The sequence below is a fragment of the Rhodococcus sp. NS-SX18 genome (assembly GCF_057367935.1).
The window spans coordinates 1,281,072-1,299,416 of record NZ_CM170633.1 but is presented as its reverse complement, the minus strand read 5'-3'; the positions used below and the strand labels follow the sequence as shown (position 1 = coordinate 1,299,416).

The window sequence follows — 18,345 nt, the reverse complement described above, 5'->3', positions numbered from 1 at the left end:
AAGAATTGAACCTCGATTCATAGCTTGGGTCAAGGATGGCGGCTACCGTCGGGACGGTGAACCGGCTCAGCGTGGTGGACGAGATCTTCCTGTACCGACATCGCGGCCTCGGCCTGCCCATCGCACTGCAGGGGCTGTGGCGCACCGGCGACACCGTCGGGGCTCCCCTGTTGATCTCGCTGCACGACGCGCTCGGCTGCGGGCCCCTCGGCCGTCGCGTGGTTCGCCCGCACGTCCCGGGCGCCCGCCCCCGGCTCGAGCCGGGCCTGCGCAGCTACCCGCTGCGCTACCCACCCGAACCGATCCCCGCCGCCGACGTCCTCACCTGGGCGGACCAGCAGGCGGAGGTGGACGTCGACCCCGAACTCGGCCCGGGCTGGGCGCTGACCGCCACCCGCGTCGAGGGCGGCGGAACCGTCGTCTCGCTGGTGTGCTCGCACGTGCTCGCCGACGCGCGCGGTCTGATCGACGCCGTCGCCGACGCACTGGCCGAGCGGATCCGTCCGTCCGACCCCGAGCGCGTCTCCGACATCCGCGACGCGGCGCGGCTGGTCCGGCGCGTCGCCCGCGGCCTGCGCCGGGCCCGCTGGGCCCGCGGCACCGACAAGCCCCCGCAACCCCGTCCGATCCGCTCGCCCGCGCGCACGTCGCTGCTCGACGTGGACGCGAGCGCCTGGGACACCGCCGCCGACACGTCCGGCGGCACCCCCAACTCGCTCTTCCTCGCCGTCGCCGCGGGCATCGCGCACCGCGCCGGACTCGACTGGCCAGTGCGGATCGCGGTACCCGTCGACGGCCGCACCGCCGCACCCGGGCTCCCCGGCGCCGGCAACGGGGTGACGATGACGGAGGTGGTGGTCGACGCATCCGACACCCCGGCGTCGATCCGCCACCACGCCCGGGAGGCGTACACCCGAAGTCGGGAGGGGGCGCCGCACGGCCTGCCGGACGAGGCGCTGCAACTGCTGCCCGACCGGCTCGCCGCGCGTCTCGCCGCCGGGGCCGGTGAGCGGGACCTGCTGTGCTCCAACATCGGACCGCTGCCCGCGGTGCTCGACGGCTTCGGGCCGCACCGCACCACCGGCGTCGCGACCCGCGCCGTCCATCCGGGTCTCGCGACCGCCCGGGCCGCGACGTCCACCCGGCTCGCCGCATACCTGTGCCGTCAGGGCGAGCGCTACACCCTGGCCCTCGTCGCACTCGACGACGAGTGCTTCCCCACCCGGGCCGCCCTGCGTGCCCACACCGACGCCGAACTCGCCGCCCACGGCCTGCACGGCCGGCACTGGTAACCGCGGCACCTATGACCGGCCGTCACGTACAGTTCGAGCATGGCGGCCGAGACCCTTGTCACAGTTTCCGACGGCGCCCTGCGGGGCACCCGCATCGGCGACCTCCTCGCCTGGCGCGGAGTCCCCTACGCGGCTCCTCCGGTCGGCCCGCTGCGACTGCGCGCCCCGCAGCCGGTGCAACCCTGGACCGGCGAACGCGACGCCACGCATTTCGGTGCCGCGGCGAGCCAGCACCCACGGGGCCTGACCATCGGCTTCCGGAAGCAGCAGCCCGCGAGCGAGGACTGCCTGACGCTCAACGTGCTGGCACCCGCGACGCCCGCCGCGGCGCCCCGGCCGGTGATGGTGTTCATCCACGGCGGCGCCTACACGCTGGGCACCACGGCGCTGCCGCTCTACAGCGGGGAATCGCTGGTACGCCGCGGTGACCTGATCTACGTGTCGATCAACTACCGGCTCGGCAGCCTCGGCTATCTCGACTTCACCGAGTTCTCCACGGCCGACAGACCGTTCGACTCCAATCCGGGGCTACGCGACCAGGTTGCCGCGCTGGCGTGGGTGCGCCGCAACATCGCCGCCTTCGGCGGCGACCCCGACAACATCACGATCTTCGGCGAGTCCGCCGGCGGCAATGCCGTGACCACGTTGCTCGCCACCCCCGCAGCCGAGGGACTGTTCACCCGGGCTGTCGCCCAGAGTTCGGCACCGAACCTCGTCGTCGATGCCGATCATGCGGCCGAGTGGGCGCGACGTTTCGTCGAACTGCTCGGCGCGGACCGGGATTCCGCGGCCGAGGCGCTCGGATCCGCCACGCCGGTCGAGTTCGGCCGCGCCGCCCGGCGGCTCAGCGGGCGCATCCTGCACGAGACTCCGGGCCTGCACGCGTTCGGCCCCGTCGTCGACGGCGACTACCTCCCCACCAGCCCCATCGAGGCCTACGAAAGCGGTGCCGCCCATCGGGTTCCGCTCATCATCGGCACCAACGCCCGGGAGGGGACACTGTTCCCGCGGGTCCTCGACGCGCTGCCGACCAATCAACTCCGCATCGAGCAGATGTTCGGGCTCACCGACCCCACGGCCCAGGAACGCATCGTCGCGGCCTATCCCGGCTACCCGGACGCCCGGGCGGCCGTCGATCTCGGCGGCGACCTCACGTTCTGGCATCCCTCGATCGAGATCGCCCAGGCCCACGCCCGTCACGCCCCCACCTACAGCTACCGGTTCGACTACGCACCGCCGCTGCTGCGCTGGACCGGCTTCCACGCCACCCACGCCTTCGAGCTGCTCGCCGTGTTCGGACAGGCCGACACCGCCCTGGGCCGGGTGGTCACGGCCGCCGGTGGCCGGCGCGCGCTGCGCGCGGTGAGCGACTCGGTGCAGCGTCAGTGGCTGCACTTCGCACAGGAGGGAGAACCGCTGCCGTCGTGGCCGCGCTACGACGAACGCGACCGCGCCACCGTCGTCTTCGACGACCCGACGCACGTGGAGTACGACCCGTGGCGGGAGCGGCGACTGGCCTGGGCCGGGTACCGCGGCTACCGCGGAGTGGCGCTGCCGCAGCGGTGAGCGCTCACTTGACCACGGTCAGCAGGAACACCACGTCCTCGAGCGCGGTGACGCTGTGCCGGGCGGTGGGCAGCACCAGGTAGTCGCCGGTCGAGCCCTTCCAGGAATCGTCCCCGGCGATCAGGGACAGGCGTCCGCTGAGCACCTGCAGCGACCCTTCGCCGGGGCCGTCGTGCTCGGCGAGTTCGTGTCCGGCGAGCAGTGCGACCATCGTCTGCCGCAGATGCCTGGCGTGCCCGCCGAAGATGGTCTGCGAGCTGCGGCCGCTGCTCGATGCCGCCGCCAGCTTCAGTTGCTGTCGCGCCAGAGCCGTGAGGGAAAGCTTGTCCATGGCTGCCCTTCCTGGTCGGGGTACGCCCTCGCAGTATGGCCCACCGGACGCGCCACCGGTCAGGTTCGCGTGTACCGGACGAAGCGGAACCCGATTCCGTCGCCGGATTCCTGCCACGCACCGACGTCCACGGCCGCCCACTCGGAACCGATCGGTGGAGCGAAGGCGTCCGCTCCGGTCTCCAGGTCCACCTCCGTGACGAGCAGCTGCGTCGCATGCGGCATCGCCTGCGCGTAGATCTGTCCACCACCCATGACACAGACGTCACCGTCACCGGCGAGCGCCAGGGCCTCCGGTACGCCGTGGGCCACCTCGGCGCCCGCATCCGACCAGGCCGGGTCTCGGGTGACGACGATGTTGCGCCGGCCCGGCAGCGGCCGGAAGCGCGACGGCAGCGACTCCCACGTCAACCGGCCCATGATCACCGGCTTCCCCCGCGTCGCGGCCCGGAAGTGCGCCATGTCCTCGGGGATGTGCCACGGGATCGCACCGTCGCGGCCGATGCCACCGGCGCGGTCCTGCGCCCAGATCAGGACGACGTCCCCCGTCGCCGTCATACCGCGACCGGGGCCTTGATCGGCGGGTGGTGCCGGTAACCGGTGACCTGCACGTCCTCGTACTCGTACTCGAAGATCGACCCGCGCCGGTTCAGCTCCAGGGTGGGGTACGGGTAGGGCTCGCGGCCGAGCTGCTCGGCGACCTGCTCGACGTGGTTGTCGTAGATGTGGCAGTCCCCGCCCGTCCACACGAACTCACCCGGCTCGAGGTCGGTCTGCTGAGCGACCATGTGGGTGAGCAGCGCGTAGCTGGCGATGTTGAACGGCACGCCGAGGAACAGGTCGGCGCTGCGCTGGTACAGCTGGCAGCTGAGCTTGCCGTCGGCGACGTGGAACTGGAAGAACGCATGGCACGGCGCGAGCGCCATCTTGTCGATCTCGCCGACGTTCCATGCGGAGACCACGATGCGCCGCGAGTCGGGGTCGGTGCGGATGGTGTCGATCGCCTTGGTGATCTGGTCGATGTGGCCGCCGTCGGGGGCCGGCCAGGACCGCCACTGCACCCCGTAGACGGGACCGAGCTCCCCGTCGGCGTCGGCCCACTCGTCCCAGATGGTCACGCCGTGCTCCTGCAGCCACTTGACGTTCGAGTCGCCGCGCAGGAACCACAGCAGCTCGTACACGATCGACTTCAGGTGCACCTTCTTCGTGGTGATCAGCGGAAAGCCCTGCGCGAGGTCGAAACGCATCTGGTGCCCGAACAGGCTGCGCGTACCGGTGCCCGTCCGGTCCGCCTTCGGCGTGCCGGTCTCGAGCACCAGGCGGAGAAGATCTTCGTACGGAGTGGGCACGGCAGTCACCACGACAGGCTATCGCCCGGGGCACCACGACAGGCTATCGCCCGGGGCACCACGACAGGCTATCGCCCGTGCGTGGTTGTGGCAGTCGGGGCAGCCCGAAGCACGCACGAGCGCGATAGCCTGACTCCATGCCCGAGCTACCCGAGGTGGAAGCCCTGGCCGTGTTCCTGCGCGAGCACGCCGTCGGTGCCGTCGTCGGCCGGATCGACGTGGCGGCGCTCAGCGTCCTGCAGACCGCCGACCCGCCGGTCACCGCGCTGCAGGGCCGCGACGTCACCGGCGTCTCCCGCTTCGGGAAGTTCCTCGCGGTCGACTGCTCCGGACTGTGGCTCGTCGTGCACCTGTCGCGCGCCGGGTGGCTGCGCTGGCAGGACAACCCGTCGCCGGCCCCGCCGAAGCTGGGCCGCGGCCCGCTCGCGCTGCGGGTACATCTGTTCACCCCCGAGGCCGCCACCCCCGCCTTCGATCTCACCGAGGCCGGCACCCGCAAACGTCTGGCCGTGTGGCTCGTCGACCGCCCGCAGCAGGTGCCCGGCCTCGCCGGGCTCGGTCCCGACGCGCTGGCCGTCACCGCCGACGAGCTGGCGGCGCGACTGGCCGGCAGCACCGCCCGCCTGAAGACCGCCCTCACCGACCAGCAGGTGCTCGCCGGGATCGGCAACGCCTACTCCGACGAGATCCTGCACGTCGCAAGGCTGTCGCCGTTCGCGCCGGCAGGCCGGCTCGGCGACGAGCAACGACAGGCGCTGTACGACGCGATGCGCACGGTGCTGCTCGACGCCGTCAGCCGTTCCGTAGGGCAGGACGCCGCACGGCTCAAAGGTGAGAAGCGGTCGGGGATGCGGGTCCACGCCCGCACCGGGCTGCCCTGCCCGGAGTGCGGCGACACCGTCCGCGAGGTCGCCTACGCCGAACGCTCCTTCCAGTACTGCCCCACGTGTCAGACCGGCGGAAGGATCCTCGCGGACCGGCGGCTGTCGCGACTGGTCAAGTGAACGGTGCCGTGCGGACCCGTGCCGATCCGAACGGACACCACGGCGGTAACGTGCGGCTGTGACGGTTCTCGACGGTCTCCGCAGGTGCACCCGCACGCTCGACCCCGGCTACTTCGCGCTCGTGATGGCGACCGGCATCGTGTCGATCGGCATGCAGCTGCACGGCCTGACGACGGTGTCGGCGGCGTTGCTACTGGTGTCCGTCGTCGCCTACGTCGTCCTGCTCGCGCTGACCGGGTGGCGGCTCGTGCGGTTCCGCGGTGAGATCCGCACCGACCTCACCGACGCGAGCCGCGCATTCGGTTTCTTCACGTTCGTCGCGGGCAGCAACGTGCTGGGGATCCGCCTGACCATGGACGGGTGGCACTCGACGGCCGCGGTCCTGCTCGCCGGGGCGGCCGCGACGTGGCTCGTGCTCGGCTACGTCATCCCGTGGACGGCAGTGCTCGGCACCCGCCGGCGCCCGGTGATCGCCAAAGCCAACGGCAGCTGGTTCGTGTGGGTGGTCGCAGCCCAGTCGGTCGCACTCGCCGCGGCAACCCTCGAGCCGATCTACGACGACCTCCGCCGGCCGCTGTCGCTGGTAGCCGTGTTCGCGTGGTCGGTGGGCCTGTTCCTCTACGCCGCGGCGGGCGTGTTCGTCGCGGCACGGATGATGCAGTATCCGCTCCGGCCGGTGGACCTCACACCGTCGTACTGGGTGTCGATGGGCGCTGCGGCGATCACCGTGGTGGCCGGCTCACGCATCGTGGCCATGGAGTCGGCCCCGATGGTCGACGCCACCCGCGGACTCGTCGCCGGGCTGGTGGTGGTGTTCTGGGCGTTCGCGACGTGGCTGCTGCCCGCCCTCGTCGCCGCCGGGTGGTGGCGGCACCGCACCCACCGCATCCGGCTGCGCTACGAGCCGGGCCTGTGGTCGATCGTGTTCCCGCTCGGGATGTACGGCGTCGCCGGCGTCTACCTCGCCGAGGCCGACGAGCTGCCGTGGGTCGGGGTCGTCGGCAGGACGGAACTGTGGGTGGCCGTGACGGTGTGGGCGGCGGTGTTCGCGGCGATGCTCGTGCACCTGTGGCGCACGGTGCTGCGTCCTCGTCCGGCTACCGTGGGCCGGTGACCACCGAGGACTTCGACGACGATCCGGTGCACGGCGTGCTGCATCGCCCCGGCAGCGTTCCACGCGGTGCGGTGGCCCTGACCCACGGGGCGGGTGGAAATTGCGACGCGGCGATCCTGCGGCAGCTGTGCGGCGCCTTCGCCGAGGCGGGGTTCCTCGCGTTGCGCTTCGACCTGCCGTTCCGGCGCCGACATCCGAAGGGCCCGCCGCAGCCGTCGCGGGCCGCGGAGGACCGGGCCGGGATCGCGGCGGCGGCCGCGGCGATGCGGGCCTGCACCTGCGGTCCACTCGTGCTCGGCGGCGTCTCGTACGGCGGCCGGCAGACGTCGATGCTCGCGGCCGAGCAGCCCGGCGTCGCGGACGCGCTCGTCCTGCTGTCCTATCCGCTGCACCCGCCGGGCAAGCCCGAGAAGGCGCGCACCGAACACCTGCCCGCGCTCGCCGTGCCGACGGTGTTCACCCACGGTGACCGCGACCCGTTCGGCACCCTGGACGAGATGCGCGACGCGCTGCCGCTGATACCGGCGCCCGTTCTGCTGGTCCCGGTGACGGGCGCAGCCCACGATCTCAGCAAGGCGCGGACCGATCCGGCACCGTCGATCGTGCACGCCGTGTCCGGACTCCTCTCGGACACCTCGTCCCGGGCGTAGCCCCCACGGCCGCGCGCAACGCGTCGGCGGCCGGGTCTCGGGTGGATCCTCGACGACGGCGGTCTCTCGTATCCATCACGAGCCGCTGCAGCCGGGCCTTCGGTTCGGTCCTCCGAACCTCGAACGGGATGCAGAAGCCGGGCGCTAGAGTCGATCACGTCGGACGTGGGAGCAGGGGAGGTGGGCGGTGCCTACGTCTCGGTTGCAGACCGGTCTGAGGACCCTGCCCATTATCCTGGCCCTGTCCCTCGCCTTCACGATCACGGTCGTCGACCCGCTGGTGCTGAGCCTGAATCTGCCGCAGGTGAGCCGGGCCCTCGAGGTGCCACCGCAGTTCGTGGGATTGCTGGGCGGCATGGCGACGCTGGTGATGGCGGCAGCCGTCCTCGCCGCGGGCAATCTCGGCGACGCGTTCGGGCTTCGACGCTTGCTGATGTCGGGACTGGTCGTAGTCACGGTCGCCAACCTGCTCTCGATGCTCTCCCCCAACTACGTCTTTCTGCTTGCGATGCGGGTCTTGGACGGATTGGGAATGACGGCGCTGCTCGGCGTGCCGCTGGCCCTGCTCAAGGCGTCCGTGACGGAAAAGCAGCGGCCGACGGCCATCGGCGTTTTCGTGGCCGTCGAGATGGTTCTCTGTGGGGTGCTCCCAGCGTTGGCGGGCTGGGCGGTGGCGGCCGTCGGCTGGCGAGTCGTGTTCCTGGTCGCACCGCTGCTCGCCGTGATCTCGTTTCTGCTGACGGCGAGGTACGTGCCGGAGACACCCGTGCAGCATCGCGCTCGGCTGGACGTGGCAGGCGTCGCCCTGGTCGGTACGGCGCTCCTGGCACTCGTCATCGGACTGGCCGCCGCGCAGAACGGCATGTTCCGGCCCGAGACATGGCTGCCGCTGGCTGTCAGCGTGGTCTCAGCCGTGCTTTTCGTTCGCCACGAACGCCGCACCCCCGAACCGGCACTGGACCTGGCTCTGTTCGGAAGCCGACCCTTCAGCGTGGCTCTGGCGGCGGCATTCACGTTGAATTTCCTCATGGCCGGGCTCGGCATCGTCCTGGGGCAGTTCGGCAGTGTGGTGCTCGCGCTCTCCCCGGAGACCATCGGCCTGTTGTTCCTCCCCGGCACGCTGCTGATCGCCGGTTTCGTGGTCTTGTCCGGGAACCTGGTGGGGAAGTTCTCGCCGAGACCGGTGATGGTCGTCGGCCTCCTGTTCATGGCAGCCGCCGGACTGCTGATGGCGGGCACAGTCGGCCCGACGATGGCATTGTGGTTGCTCGTCTCGGCCGTGTGGCTGTACAACCTCGGCTCGATGGTGACCTCCACATCGGTGTCCGAGACGGTGCTCTCCCAGGCGCCGAGCGGGCAGTCCGGAACGGTGGCTTCCGTGCAGTTGGCTTTCGGGATGACCGGCTATGCGTTCGGGCCCACCGTGTACCTGCTGCTCCTCGACGTGTTCTTCCAGCGCGAATGGCTGGCCGACGCCGAGGCACGCGGGCTGACGGCGACCCAGGGCGAGCAGGCCGTGGACGCCGCGCGCAGCGCGGTGGCGCAGAGCCTCGGTGGCGCCGGGTACGACCCGAACCTGCTGCGGCAGGTGGGCGGTCTCGATCTCGGAGCGGACTTGGCCGACGCGGTACGACTCACCATGCTGACTGTCAGCGTCCTGCCCGTCGCTGTGGCGGTGGCGGCCTTCGTGCTCATGTCCCGCCGCAGGAAGCCGACGGTGCGAAAGTGACTACCAGCACGTCCCTACGGGCCGGCTTACCGCGGTCGACGGGTCGGATCGGCGACACACCGTGCCAGGTGCAACGGTCGTCGCCCAGGAGGAAGGTGCCGGGTTCGCGCAGGGTCGTCGTCACGAGTCGATCGCCCTGCGGGCCGAACACCGAGCTTTCGCCCCCGACGGCATTGTCGACGCCGATCAACAGGGAACCGACCAGCGTGACACCGTCGCGGTGCACGCCCTCGGGCGTGGGCCGGCCCTCGTTGTCTGCCGATGCGACCACGCGGAACGGATGCACCCAGACCGTCCATATGGAAGCGTCGTCGAGGACCGGCACGATCCGGCCCACCAGCTTCACCGTGCGCTCGAACAGCGGATCTGCGAGGAACGCGGCCGTCAGCGGTTCGAACTGGCGGTCTCGTCCGAGGTAGAGAACGTTGGACTCGTCAGGCTGTGCGAATTCCCGGTGCGCCGCCAGCTCCAGTGCGCCGTCGGTCGCCCGGTACCGGAACCGACCGTAGCGCCGCAGCCGGTGCACGCCCTGTTCTGCCGCGTACGGGTCGGGCTCGAGCTCCTCCCAATGCGCGGAGAACCGAACCCAGGTCTCGGCGTCGGCACCGATGGATCGCCACAGGTCTGCCGCCGGCATCAGGAACGTACCCACGGAAGCGAGCGCTCGCCGTGCGGCGTCGACCGGGTCCGCGCCGGCGTCCGTACCCCCCACGACGTCCTCCCTCACCTACTCAGAGTCGGCCAGGACGTTCCACTGGCGCAACCTTCGCCGGTACAGACGACGCAGCCGCCCTCCGGAAAGGCACCGAACGACATCCATGGGGTCGAAGAGCGAACGCCACCGTCGGCACGGCGAGTGACCCCACGAAGCGACCTCCGCCCATCCGACAGGATCCCGGTCAGTGAGCCTGCCGGTCCCGGCGCAACCGATCGAGATCGTCCTGCACCCGCGCGCTCACCGTCACGGGATACGGCGAGCCCGCCTCGTCGAGGGAACGAAGCGCCGCCGGAAGAGCGTCGATCTGCTGCCGCGCACGGCGTCGCGCCTCGTCGAGTCCGGCGTCGTACTGCGCCAGCCGCCGGCCGCTGCGCATCACGGGCACCAGCAACGGCTCACCCGGGAGGTCCTCGTCCGGCCGGCCGATGGTGTCGCCGGCGAACACGCCGCCGTCGGTCCGCCGATACACCTGCTTGCGCCCGGGATGGAGCACTTTGCCGCTCGACAGCTTCGTACGTCCGACGCCGGCGTATTCGACCAGCTTGTACGCCATGTCGAGGGTCGGCGCGTCCTGGGCGATCGACAGCTGGGTGCCCACACCGAAGCCGTCTACGGGGCAACCGGCGTCCAGCAGTGCTGCGATGCTGTACTCGTCGAGGCCCGACGAGGCGAAGATCCGGACGTCGGGCAGCCCGGCCGCATCGAGCCGGGCGCGCGCGGCCTTCGACAGGGCACCCAGGTCACCGGAATCCAGCCGGATCGCGCGCACGTCGAACCGCTCCCCCAGCCGACCGGCCAGGTCGACGACAAGGTCCACACCGCGCAGGGTGTCGTAGGTGTCGACCAGCAGCGTCGTAGCCGGATAGAGCCGGGCGAACGCCTCGAAGGCCTCGGACTCGTCGTCGAAGGCCTGGACGAAGCTATGCGCCATCGTGCCGAACGCCGGAATGCCGTACTCCCTGGCGGCGAGCAGATTCGACGTACCGGCGGCTCCCGCGAGGTATCCGGTGCGGGCGACGTGCAGCGCGGCGTCGGTGCCGTGCGCCCGGCGTGCGCCGAAGTCCACCACCAGGCGGCCCCGCGCGGCCTCGACGACGCGCGCGGCCTTGCTGGCGAGGACGCTCTGCAGGTGGATGCGGTTCAGCACGAACGTCTCGACGAGCTGCGCCTCAAGGATCGGTGCGACGACCTGCACGATCGGTTCGTTCGGGAAGACGACCGTGCCCTCCGGCACCGCCCACACGTCGCCGGTGAAGCGCACCGCGGTGAGCTGTCCGAGGAACTCGTCGGAGAACAATCCGAGTCCGCGCAGGTACCGCAGGTCGTCCTCCTCGAACCGGAACGCCTCCAGGAAGTCGAGCACATCGGGCAGGCCGGCGGCCACCACGTACGACCTTCCGGCCGGCAGCTTGCGGAAGAACGTCTCGAACACGGCCGTCTCCGACATGCCCCGGACCGCGTAGGCCTGGGCCATCGTGACCTCGTACAGGTCGGTGAACAGTGCGGCGCCCGGGAATCGCACGACGGCCGTCACCCGAGCCCGGCACGGGCGGGTGTGTTCTCCATACCCGAAATTCTCACACGCCGACGAGGCGCCGGCGGCAGGTTGCACCCGGTGCACGGGAAGGGACCGTCTTCGTCTGCACCTATGCTGACGGTGTGAGCACTACCGGTGACGCTACGAGCGACGGCACCGCCGTCGGTGACTCGAACGACGGCACCGCCGTCGGTGACTCGAACGACGGCACCGCCGACATCGACGGACTGCTCGCCGAGATCCGGGACCGGCTGACCGACACCGTCACCACCCGCGCGAGCCTGCAGAGCCTGCTCGAGGCGGTGCTCGTCGTCGGGTCGGGCCTCGAACTCGACTCGATGCTCCAGCGCATCGTCTCCGCGGCCGTGACGCTGCTCGACGCCCGCTACGGCGCGCTGGGCGTGCGGGCTCCCGACGGCGGACTCTCGGAGTTCGTCTACGTGGGGATCACCCCCGAGGCGCGCGGTCGCATGGGCCATCTCCCGGAGGGCCGCGGCCTGCTCGGTCTGCTCATCAACGACCCGAGGCCGGTGCGTATCGCGGACCTGTCCCGGCATCCCGCATCGATCGGATTCCCTCCGGGGCATCCACCGATGAAGAGTTTCCTCGGCACTCCGATCATGGTGCGCGGCAAAGTGTTCGGCAGCATCTACCTCACCGAGAAGGTCGGTTCCCCGGCGTTCACCGAAGAGGACGAGGTGATCCTGAAGGTGCTCGCGACCTCCGCGGGCGTCGCGATCGACAACGCGCGCCTGTTCGAGGGGTCCGTCACCCGCGAACGCTGGCTCGAGGCGATGGCGGCGATCAACTCCCGGCTGCTGGTGGGCGGTTCGGTCGACGAGACTCTGGAACTGCTGGTCGACCGCGTGCGCGACCTCGCCCATACCGAAGGCAGCTACGTCGTGCTCGTCGACGGCGCCCAGGGCACGGTCCGGGCCGGCGCCGCACCCGGGCCGCCGTCGGCCGGCGCCCGTCTCGACCTCACCGATTCGCCTGTGCTCGAGGCGATCCGGACGCGCCGCACCCTGCTCACCGACAGTCTCGAGGGCGTTCCGGGCGCGTCGGGCGCCGAAGTCCGCGCCGTCATCCTGCCCTTGTCCGCCACCTCCGGTGCGAGCGGCGCCCTGATCGTGACCCGCGCGGCCCGATCCGACGCGTGGGACGACGAGGACGTCGTCCGGCTCGAATCCATGGCCGATCTCGTCACCGTCGCACTGGAGTTCGCCACGCAGCAACGCAAGAAGCGGTTGCTGGACGTGCTCGCGGACCGCGACCGTATCGCGCAGGATCTGCACGACAACGTGATCCAGCGGTTGTTCGCCACTGGAATGAGTCTGCAGAGCACGCTGGTGCCCGGCACCGACCCCGACCGGGTCACGGATATCGTCCAGCACGCCGTCGAGCAACTCGACCGCACCGTCCGCGAGATCCGCACCACCATCTTCGATCTCCACACCACCGGCGCCGCGGCGTCGACCAGCCTGCGGCGGCGGCTGCTGGACGTGGTCGGCGACCTGACCGCCCAGTCGCCGGTGGCGCCGAACGTCCAGTTCTCCGGGCCGATAGACACTCTGGTTCCCGCCCGCATCCATCCGCACGCCGAAGCGGTGCTGCGGGAAGGACTCAGCAACGCGTTGCGCCACTCGCAGTCGGAGAAGATCTCCGTATCCGTCACAGCGGGAGACGAATTCACGATCGAGATCGTCGACGACGGAATCGGGCTGCCGGACGCCCCGCGCCGCAGCGGCCTCGCCAACCTCGACCGGCGTGCCCAGCAGTGCGGCGGGTGCTGCAGCATCGGCCCCGGCGCGACGGGCGGCACGCGCGTGGTGTGGCAGGTGCCGCTCTGACCTCTGCGTCAGACCTCGCGCTGCTTGCGCAACTCGGTGGCGAGCACCGCGGCCTGCGTGCGGCGCTGCATCCCGAGCTTCGCCAGCAGCCGCGAGACGTAGTTCTTGATCGTCTTCTCCGCCAGGAACAACCGCTCGGCGATCTCACGATTGGTCAGGCCTTCGCCGATCAGCTCGAACACCGCCCGTTCCTGGTCGGACAGTTCGGCGAGGGGATCCGCCGTGCGGGACGCGCGGATGCGTTCCATGAGCGCGGCCGTCGCCCGGCTGTCGAGCAGCGAGCCGCCGGCCGCGACGGTCCGGATCGCCGACACCAGGTCGGTACCGAGGATCTGCTTGAGCACGAACCCGGACGCGCCCGCCATGATCGCGTCGAACAGGGCCTCGTCGTCGGCGTAGGAGGTGAGCATGAGAGCGCGCAGCTCCGGCATGCGGGCCCGCAGCTCACGGCACAGTTCCACGCCGTTGCCGTCGGGCAGGCGCACGTCGAGGACCGCGACTTCGGCACCGCTGCCCGGGATGCGGGCCAGCGCCTCGCCGACCGACGCGGCCTCCCCGACGACCGTGAAGTCGGGCACACTGTCGAGCAGGTCGACCAACCCGCGCCGCACGATCTCGTGGTCGTCGACGAGAAATACCCGAGGCATCGTCCCTCACCTTTCCTGGCACCGGTGTTGCGGTGACCATGCTCGCACACCGCCTGCCCCGGGCCGTTCGACGGCAGTTTCGGGACCTTCGGCACATGCGCCCGGCGCAGCCCGCGGGCGATGCTCGGAACGTCGTCCCGATGAGCCGTGCGGGACGACCGACCAGGACGAGGAGGCTGCGATGTCCACGGTGCCCGACACCTGGTCCACGAGCGACACCGAGGTCATCGCGCGTGCCGTGATCGCGGCCCCCTCGATTCACGACACCCAGCCGTGGAATCTGCGCCTCCCGGCGCGCACCGCCGAACTGGAGGAGCGGGTCGAGTTCGCCGCGCCCGGTTCGGACCCGCTGCGTCCGGACCGCCTCATCTCGTGCGGGGCCGCCGTCGCCAATCTCGAACTCGGCATCCGCGCGCTCGGCTGGAGCACCCGGACCCGGTTGCTACCGGAGCCGCAGCGGCCCGAGCTGATCGCGCGGATCGAGGCGGCGGCACCGGCCACGCCGTCGAGCACCGATCTGGGGTACTTCGCCGCGATCTCGCACCGGCGCAGCCACCGCGAGTCGTTCGCCCGGATCCCGGTGCCGGCCACCACCGTCGCCGATGTGATGACCGCCGCAGACATCCCTGGTGTCCGCGTCCGCCTGCTGGCATCGGACGAGGCGCCGGCCCTCGCCGACATGCTCACGTATTCGGCCGAGGCGATGCGCCGCAACCCGCACTACCAGCGCGAGATGTTCCGGTGGACGTCGCACTGGCATCCGGAGGGCAACGCCGAGGTGGTGACCGACTGGGGCGCCGATCTGGACGCCGGCGGAGCGGCCGGGCGGGCACTGATCACCACCGGCGTGCCGGACACCGCCGAGCTCGCGGCGGCCATCGACCGGGAGACCGTGCTGGTCTTCTCGGTGCAGTCCGCCGATCCGATCGACCTGGTGCGGGTGGGCATCGCATCCGAGCGGGCGTGGCTGGCGGCGGTCGATGCCCGGCTGTCCGCCTCCGTGCTCACCTATCCACTCCGCGTGGAGGACTCGGCGGCCCGGCTCGCCGAACGGATGGACCTCGGCGGCCTTCCGCAACTGATCATGCGGATCGGGTTCTGATCAGACCGAACCGGGCGCCGCAGGGGGGCGCCGCGACCCATCAGAGAGGGAAAACATCATTGTGACAAGGGAACTCACGGACCTGCAGCTGCTCCGAGAGCTCGAGCCGATCGCCGAGGACAACGTCCACCGCCACCTGGCGACGGCGAAGGACTGGCATCCGCACGACTACGTTCCGTGGGACGAGGGCCGCAACTTCGCCGCCCTCGGCGGCACCGACTGGGATCCCACCCAGTCCGCGTTGTCCGACACCGCGCAGGCAGCGATGATCACCAACCTGCTCACCGAGGACAACCTGCCCTCCTACCACCGCGAGATCGCCGAGCACTTCAGCCTCGACGGGGCGTGGGGCACGTGGGTGGGGCGCTGGACGGCCGAGGAGAACAAGCACTCCGTCGTCATGCGGGACTACCTCGTGGTCACCCGGGGGGTGGACCCCGTCGCACTCGAGAACGCGCGCATGGCGCACATGACCACCGGGTTCGACCCGGGTTCGACATCGATGCTCGAGTCCGTGTCGTACGTGACCTTCCAGGAACTGGCGACCCGGGTCTCGCATCGCAACACCGGCAAGGCGTGCGGCGACCCGATCGCGGACCGCATGCTCGCCCGCGTCGCCGCGGACGAGAACCTGCACATGATGTTCTACCGCAACATCGTCGACGGCGCCCTCGACATCGCCCCCGACCAGACGCTGGCCGCGATCATGAGCGTGCTGACCCGGTTCCGGATGCCCGGTGCGTCGATGGCCAACTTCCGGCGCAACGCCGTCCTGATCGCCAAGGGCGGCATCTACGACCTGCGCCAGCACCTCGACGACGTGGTGCTCCCGGTGCTCCGCAAGTGGCGGGTGTTCGAGCGCACCGACTTCGGCGGCCGCGGCGAGCAGCTGCGCGAGGACCTCGACGTCTTCCTCGCCGATCTGCGGACGAAGGCCGAGCGGTTCGAGGAGGCCCGGGACCGCGCGCTCGCGCGCCAGGCCCGGCGGAGCGAACACGCAGGGGCGAGCGCATGACCAGCGTGCGCGAGCCCGGGACCGGAAACCCCCTGGCCGGAACCACGGACAGCAAGCTCTTCGGCTCGGTTCTGGACATGGCGCGCGCCGCGAAACGCGGCGACGTGTCCGGTTGGCTGACAGCCAAGAGCAGCACCCACCGCCCGGAGGACGTCGCCTACCTGAGCTCGGTGCTGCTGGGGGTCCTCATCGAGAACGACGCGGTCCGTCGCGGCATCCATCCGGCCGACGTCTGGCGCGAACTGCGTGAGCGTGGCCTCGACGACTTCGGCTGACTCGCGGACCGAGGAGACCACCGTGCGACGATGCCCGGCACCTGGGTGCCGGGCATCGAACGTCCGGGTACGTTCCCGGCGGTCGCGCGCTGCGGTGCTTCCCGCGCGCGTGAGAACGCGCGCGGGAAGCACCCTGCCGCGCAACCACATGCGGCGCAGCCGGAACGGGAAAGCTACTTCTCGCCGTCGGGCCGGACGATCAGCACGGGGCAGTCGGCGGTCTGCATCAGCGCGTTGCTGGTCGACCCGAGCAGCAGGCCCTTGAAACCACCACGACCTCGGGAGCCGACGACGATCAGCTGGGCGCGTTCGGCGTACTCGCTCAGCACCCGCACCGGCCGGTCCCGCGCGACGACGCGTTCGACGACGACGTCCGGGTAGCGCTCCTGGAACCCGGCGAGGTTCTCGGCGAGCACGACCTCCTCGCCCGTCTGGATCCGGCTCCACTGCGGATCCTCGGGCACCGCGCCCAGGGAGGGCTGCACGCTCACGTCGCTCCACACGTTCACCGCGACGAGTGTGGCCTTGCGGGCGGACGCCTCGGCGAACGCCACCTCGACGGCGCGCACCGACGCCTCGGAACCGTCGACACCCACCACGACCGGGCCGTCGGAGGGCGGCGCCCCGTCGAGGGTGCGGCCGCGCACGATCGCGACCGGGCAGTGGGCGTGCGAGGCGAGACCGAGGGTGACGGAACCGACGAGCAGCCCCTTGACCTCGCCGAGTCCGCGGGAGCCGAGCACGATGGTGTCTGCACGGTGTGAAACCTCGACGAGGGTGGGGACGATCTTGCCCTCGATCTGCTCGGTGGTGATCTCGACCGGGCCCTGCTCGTCGGCGATGCGCTTGGCGAGCACCTCGGCGCTGTCGAGCCGGGCCCGCGCCGTCTCCTTCATCTCCTCGTGGAAGCTCTCCGCGAGGTAGGGCTCGGAGTAGTAGAACGCGGGGATGTGCACGACGGTGACGATGCGCAGCGGCAACGCACGGGCCGCGGCGGCGCGGGTCGCCCAGATCACCGCGGTGGCGGCCGCGTCGGATCCGTCGACCGCGACGACGATCGGTTGGGTATCGGTCATAGGTGTCCCCTTTGTCGGCGGGCCGGCGGCCCGGTTCTCTCGGGCGTCAGTTGCAGATCTCCCGCAGCTGTTCGATCAGTCGGACCCGGCCGGCGGTGTCCTCCGCGATCGGGGTGACGGTGAGGGTGGTGACGCCGGCTTCGGCGAACGCGGCGACCCGCTCCCGGACGTAGCTCTCGGGGCCGATCAGCGAGACGGCCCGCACGAGGTCGTCCGGCACTGCCGCGGCCGCCTCCTCCTTGCGGCCGGCGAGGTACAGATCCTGGATGGTCTCCGCTTCCTTCGCGTAGCCGTAGCGGACGGCGAGATCGTTGTAGAAGTTCTTCCCCTTCGCACCCATGCCGCCGATGTACAACGCCAGGTGCGGGCGCACGAAGTCGAGGAGGAAGTCGACGTTGTCACCGATGGCGAGCGCGGCGCCGACGTAGACCTGCAGGTCGCCCAGCGAGGGATCGCGCTTGGCCTTGCCCCGCGCGAGGGATTCGCCCCAGACGTCGGCGGCCTTCTCCGGATGGAAGAAGATCGGCTCCCAGCCCTCGGCGATCTCGGCGGTCATCTCGACGTTCTTGGGGCCGATCGCGGCGATCAGGACGGGGATGCGTTCCCGCACCGGGTGGTTGATGAGCTTGAGCGGCTTGCCGAGCCCGGTGCCCTTCTCCGGCGGGAGCGGGATCTGGTAGTACTTGCCCTGGTACTGGACCTTCTCCCGGCGCCAGACCTGACGGCAGATGTCGACGAGTTCCCGGGTGCGGCCGAGGGGCGCGTCGTACTTGACGCCGTGGAATCCCTCGATGACCTGCGGGCCGGAGGCACCGATCCCCAGGACGAAGCGGCCGTCGGAGACGTAGTCCAGGCCCGCGGCGGTCATCGCGGTCAGACTCGGCGTGCGGGTGTAGATCTGGAAGATGCCCGAGGCCAGCTCGAGTCGTTCGGTCTTGGCCGCAAGGTAGCCGAGCTGACTGACCGCATCGAACGAGTACGCCTCCGGCACGAAGATGATGTCGAGGCCGGCCCGTTCCAGATCGGCCACCTCCGCCGCAGTCTCGGCGAAGCCGCCGCTGTAGTTCAGTCCCATCCCGATGCGCATCGGC

At 70.7% G+C, this 18,345-nt stretch carries 18 protein-coding genes; 10 read left to right on the top strand and 8 right to left on the bottom strand.

Annotated elements, in window-relative coordinates; all coding sequences use genetic code 11:
- The first annotated feature begins 56 nt into the window (after positions 1–56).
- Complete coding sequence (locus tag AC2IPW_RS06085; protein ID WP_416062914.1) at positions 57–1,292, top strand: hypothetical protein; 1,236 nt, start codon at positions 57–59, stop codon at positions 1,290–1,292.
- A 39-nt stretch (positions 1,293–1,331) separates the two neighbouring features.
- The gene (locus AC2IPW_RS06080; RefSeq protein ID WP_416062913.1) at positions 1,332–2,858 is read left to right on the top strand and encodes a carboxylesterase/lipase family protein; all 1,527 of its coding nucleotides are present in this window, start codon (positions 1,332–1,334) and stop codon (positions 2,856–2,858) included.
- Between the two features lie 4 nt (positions 2,859–2,862).
- Here the strand turns inward: AC2IPW_RS06080 and AC2IPW_RS06075 are convergent, their stop codons facing one another.
- From AC2IPW_RS06075 to AC2IPW_RS06065, 3 genes are read right to left on the bottom strand one after another with little or no spacing between them, the layout of a single operon-like run.
- Complete coding sequence (locus AC2IPW_RS06075; protein ID WP_416062912.1) at positions 2,863–3,189, bottom strand: cupin domain-containing protein; 327 nt, start codon at positions 3,187–3,189, stop codon at positions 2,863–2,865.
- Between the two features lie 59 nt (positions 3,190–3,248).
- Entirely contained in the window at positions 3,249–3,746 is a 498-nt protein-coding gene (locus AC2IPW_RS06070; protein ID WP_416062911.1) for a dihydrofolate reductase, read from the bottom strand.
- Entirely contained in the window at positions 3,743–4,537 is a 795-nt protein-coding gene (locus tag AC2IPW_RS06065) for a thymidylate synthase (RefSeq protein WP_040783202.1), read from the bottom strand. Before AC2IPW_RS06065 ends, AC2IPW_RS06070 begins: the two co-directional genes overlap by 4 nt.
- Positions 4,538–4,674: 137 nt before the next feature.
- Here AC2IPW_RS06065 and AC2IPW_RS06060 point away from each other — a divergent pair, with 137 nt between their 5' ends.
- The 4 genes from AC2IPW_RS06060 (at position 4,675) to AC2IPW_RS06045 (ending at position 9,034) form a co-directional block, all read left to right on the top strand.
- On the top strand, positions 4,675–5,541 hold the full coding sequence (locus tag AC2IPW_RS06060; RefSeq protein ID WP_371382847.1) for an Fpg/Nei family DNA glycosylase: 867 nt from the start codon (positions 4,675–4,677) through the stop codon (positions 5,539–5,541).
- Positions 5,542–5,599: 58 nt separating this feature from the next.
- Positions 5,600–6,655, top strand: a complete 1,056-nt coding sequence (locus tag AC2IPW_RS06055) for a tellurite resistance/C4-dicarboxylate transporter family protein (protein ID WP_289380949.1) — start codon at positions 5,600–5,602, stop codon at positions 6,653–6,655.
- Positions 6,610–7,305: an alpha/beta hydrolase family protein gene (locus AC2IPW_RS06050; RefSeq protein WP_416062910.1), complete on the top strand. Its 696-nt coding sequence runs from the start codon at positions 6,610–6,612 to the stop codon at positions 7,303–7,305. Before AC2IPW_RS06055 ends, AC2IPW_RS06050 begins: the two co-directional genes overlap by 46 nt.
- A gap of 202 nt (positions 7,306–7,507) precedes the next feature.
- Entirely contained in the window at positions 7,508–9,034 is a 1,527-nt protein-coding gene (locus tag AC2IPW_RS06045) for an MFS transporter (protein WP_450121179.1), read from the top strand.
- Here the strand turns inward: AC2IPW_RS06045 and AC2IPW_RS06040 are convergent.
- Both AC2IPW_RS06040 and AC2IPW_RS06035 read right to left on the bottom strand, forming a co-directional pair.
- Positions 8,997–9,761 (bottom strand): 2OG-Fe dioxygenase family protein, encoded by a 765-nt coding sequence (locus AC2IPW_RS06040; RefSeq protein WP_486376501.1) that lies wholly within the window; start codon positions 9,759–9,761, stop codon positions 8,997–8,999. The genes AC2IPW_RS06045 and AC2IPW_RS06040 overlap by 38 nt on opposite strands.
- A gap of 172 nt (positions 9,762–9,933) precedes the next feature.
- Positions 9,934–11,274 (bottom strand): nicotinate phosphoribosyltransferase, encoded by a 1,341-nt coding sequence (locus tag AC2IPW_RS06035; protein ID WP_450121178.1) that lies wholly within the window; start codon positions 11,272–11,274, stop codon positions 9,934–9,936.
- A 233-nt stretch (positions 11,275–11,507) separates the two neighbouring features.
- Between AC2IPW_RS06035 and AC2IPW_RS06030 the strand changes: the two genes are divergently transcribed.
- Entirely contained in the window at positions 11,508–13,139 is a 1,632-nt protein-coding gene (locus AC2IPW_RS06030; RefSeq protein ID WP_450121177.1) for a sensor histidine kinase, read from the top strand.
- 8 nt (positions 13,140–13,147) lie between these two features.
- Here AC2IPW_RS06030 and AC2IPW_RS06025 read toward each other — a convergent pair whose 3' ends face one another.
- A complete protein-coding gene (locus AC2IPW_RS06025) occupies positions 13,148–13,786 on the bottom strand; it encodes a response regulator (protein ID WP_003937734.1) in 639 nt (212 codons plus the stop codon).
- 181 nt (positions 13,787–13,967) lie between these two features.
- On the opposite strand from AC2IPW_RS06025, the gene AC2IPW_RS06020 reads away from it, so the two are divergent.
- The 3 genes from AC2IPW_RS06020 to AC2IPW_RS06010 all read left to right on the top strand — a co-directional run bounded on the left by AC2IPW_RS06020 (position 13,968) and on the right by AC2IPW_RS06010 (position 16,178).
- On the top strand, positions 13,968–14,888 hold the full coding sequence (locus AC2IPW_RS06020) for a nitroreductase family protein (RefSeq protein ID WP_450121170.1): 921 nt from the start codon (positions 13,968–13,970) through the stop codon (positions 14,886–14,888).
- A gap of 61 nt (positions 14,889–14,949) precedes the next feature.
- A complete protein-coding gene (locus tag AC2IPW_RS06015) occupies positions 14,950–15,903 on the top strand; it encodes an acyl-ACP desaturase (protein WP_416062906.1) in 954 nt (317 codons plus the stop codon).
- Positions 15,900–16,178 (top strand): hypothetical protein, encoded by a 279-nt coding sequence (locus AC2IPW_RS06010; protein ID WP_054373056.1) that lies wholly within the window; start codon positions 15,900–15,902, stop codon positions 16,176–16,178. The genes AC2IPW_RS06015 and AC2IPW_RS06010 overlap by 4 nt, the downstream gene beginning before the upstream one ends.
- Positions 16,179–16,351: 173 nt before the next feature.
- Here the strand turns inward: AC2IPW_RS06010 and AC2IPW_RS06005 are convergent, their stop codons facing one another.
- Positions 16,352–17,254: a universal stress protein gene (locus AC2IPW_RS06005; RefSeq protein WP_054373055.1), complete on the bottom strand. Its 903-nt coding sequence runs from the start codon at positions 17,252–17,254 to the stop codon at positions 16,352–16,354.
- A 46-nt stretch (positions 17,255–17,300) separates the two neighbouring features.
- Positions 17,301–18,341: an LLM class F420-dependent oxidoreductase gene (locus tag AC2IPW_RS06000; RefSeq protein WP_054373078.1), complete on the bottom strand. Its 1,041-nt coding sequence runs from the start codon at positions 18,339–18,341 to the stop codon at positions 17,301–17,303.
- Positions 18,342–18,345: the final 4 nt, after the last annotated feature.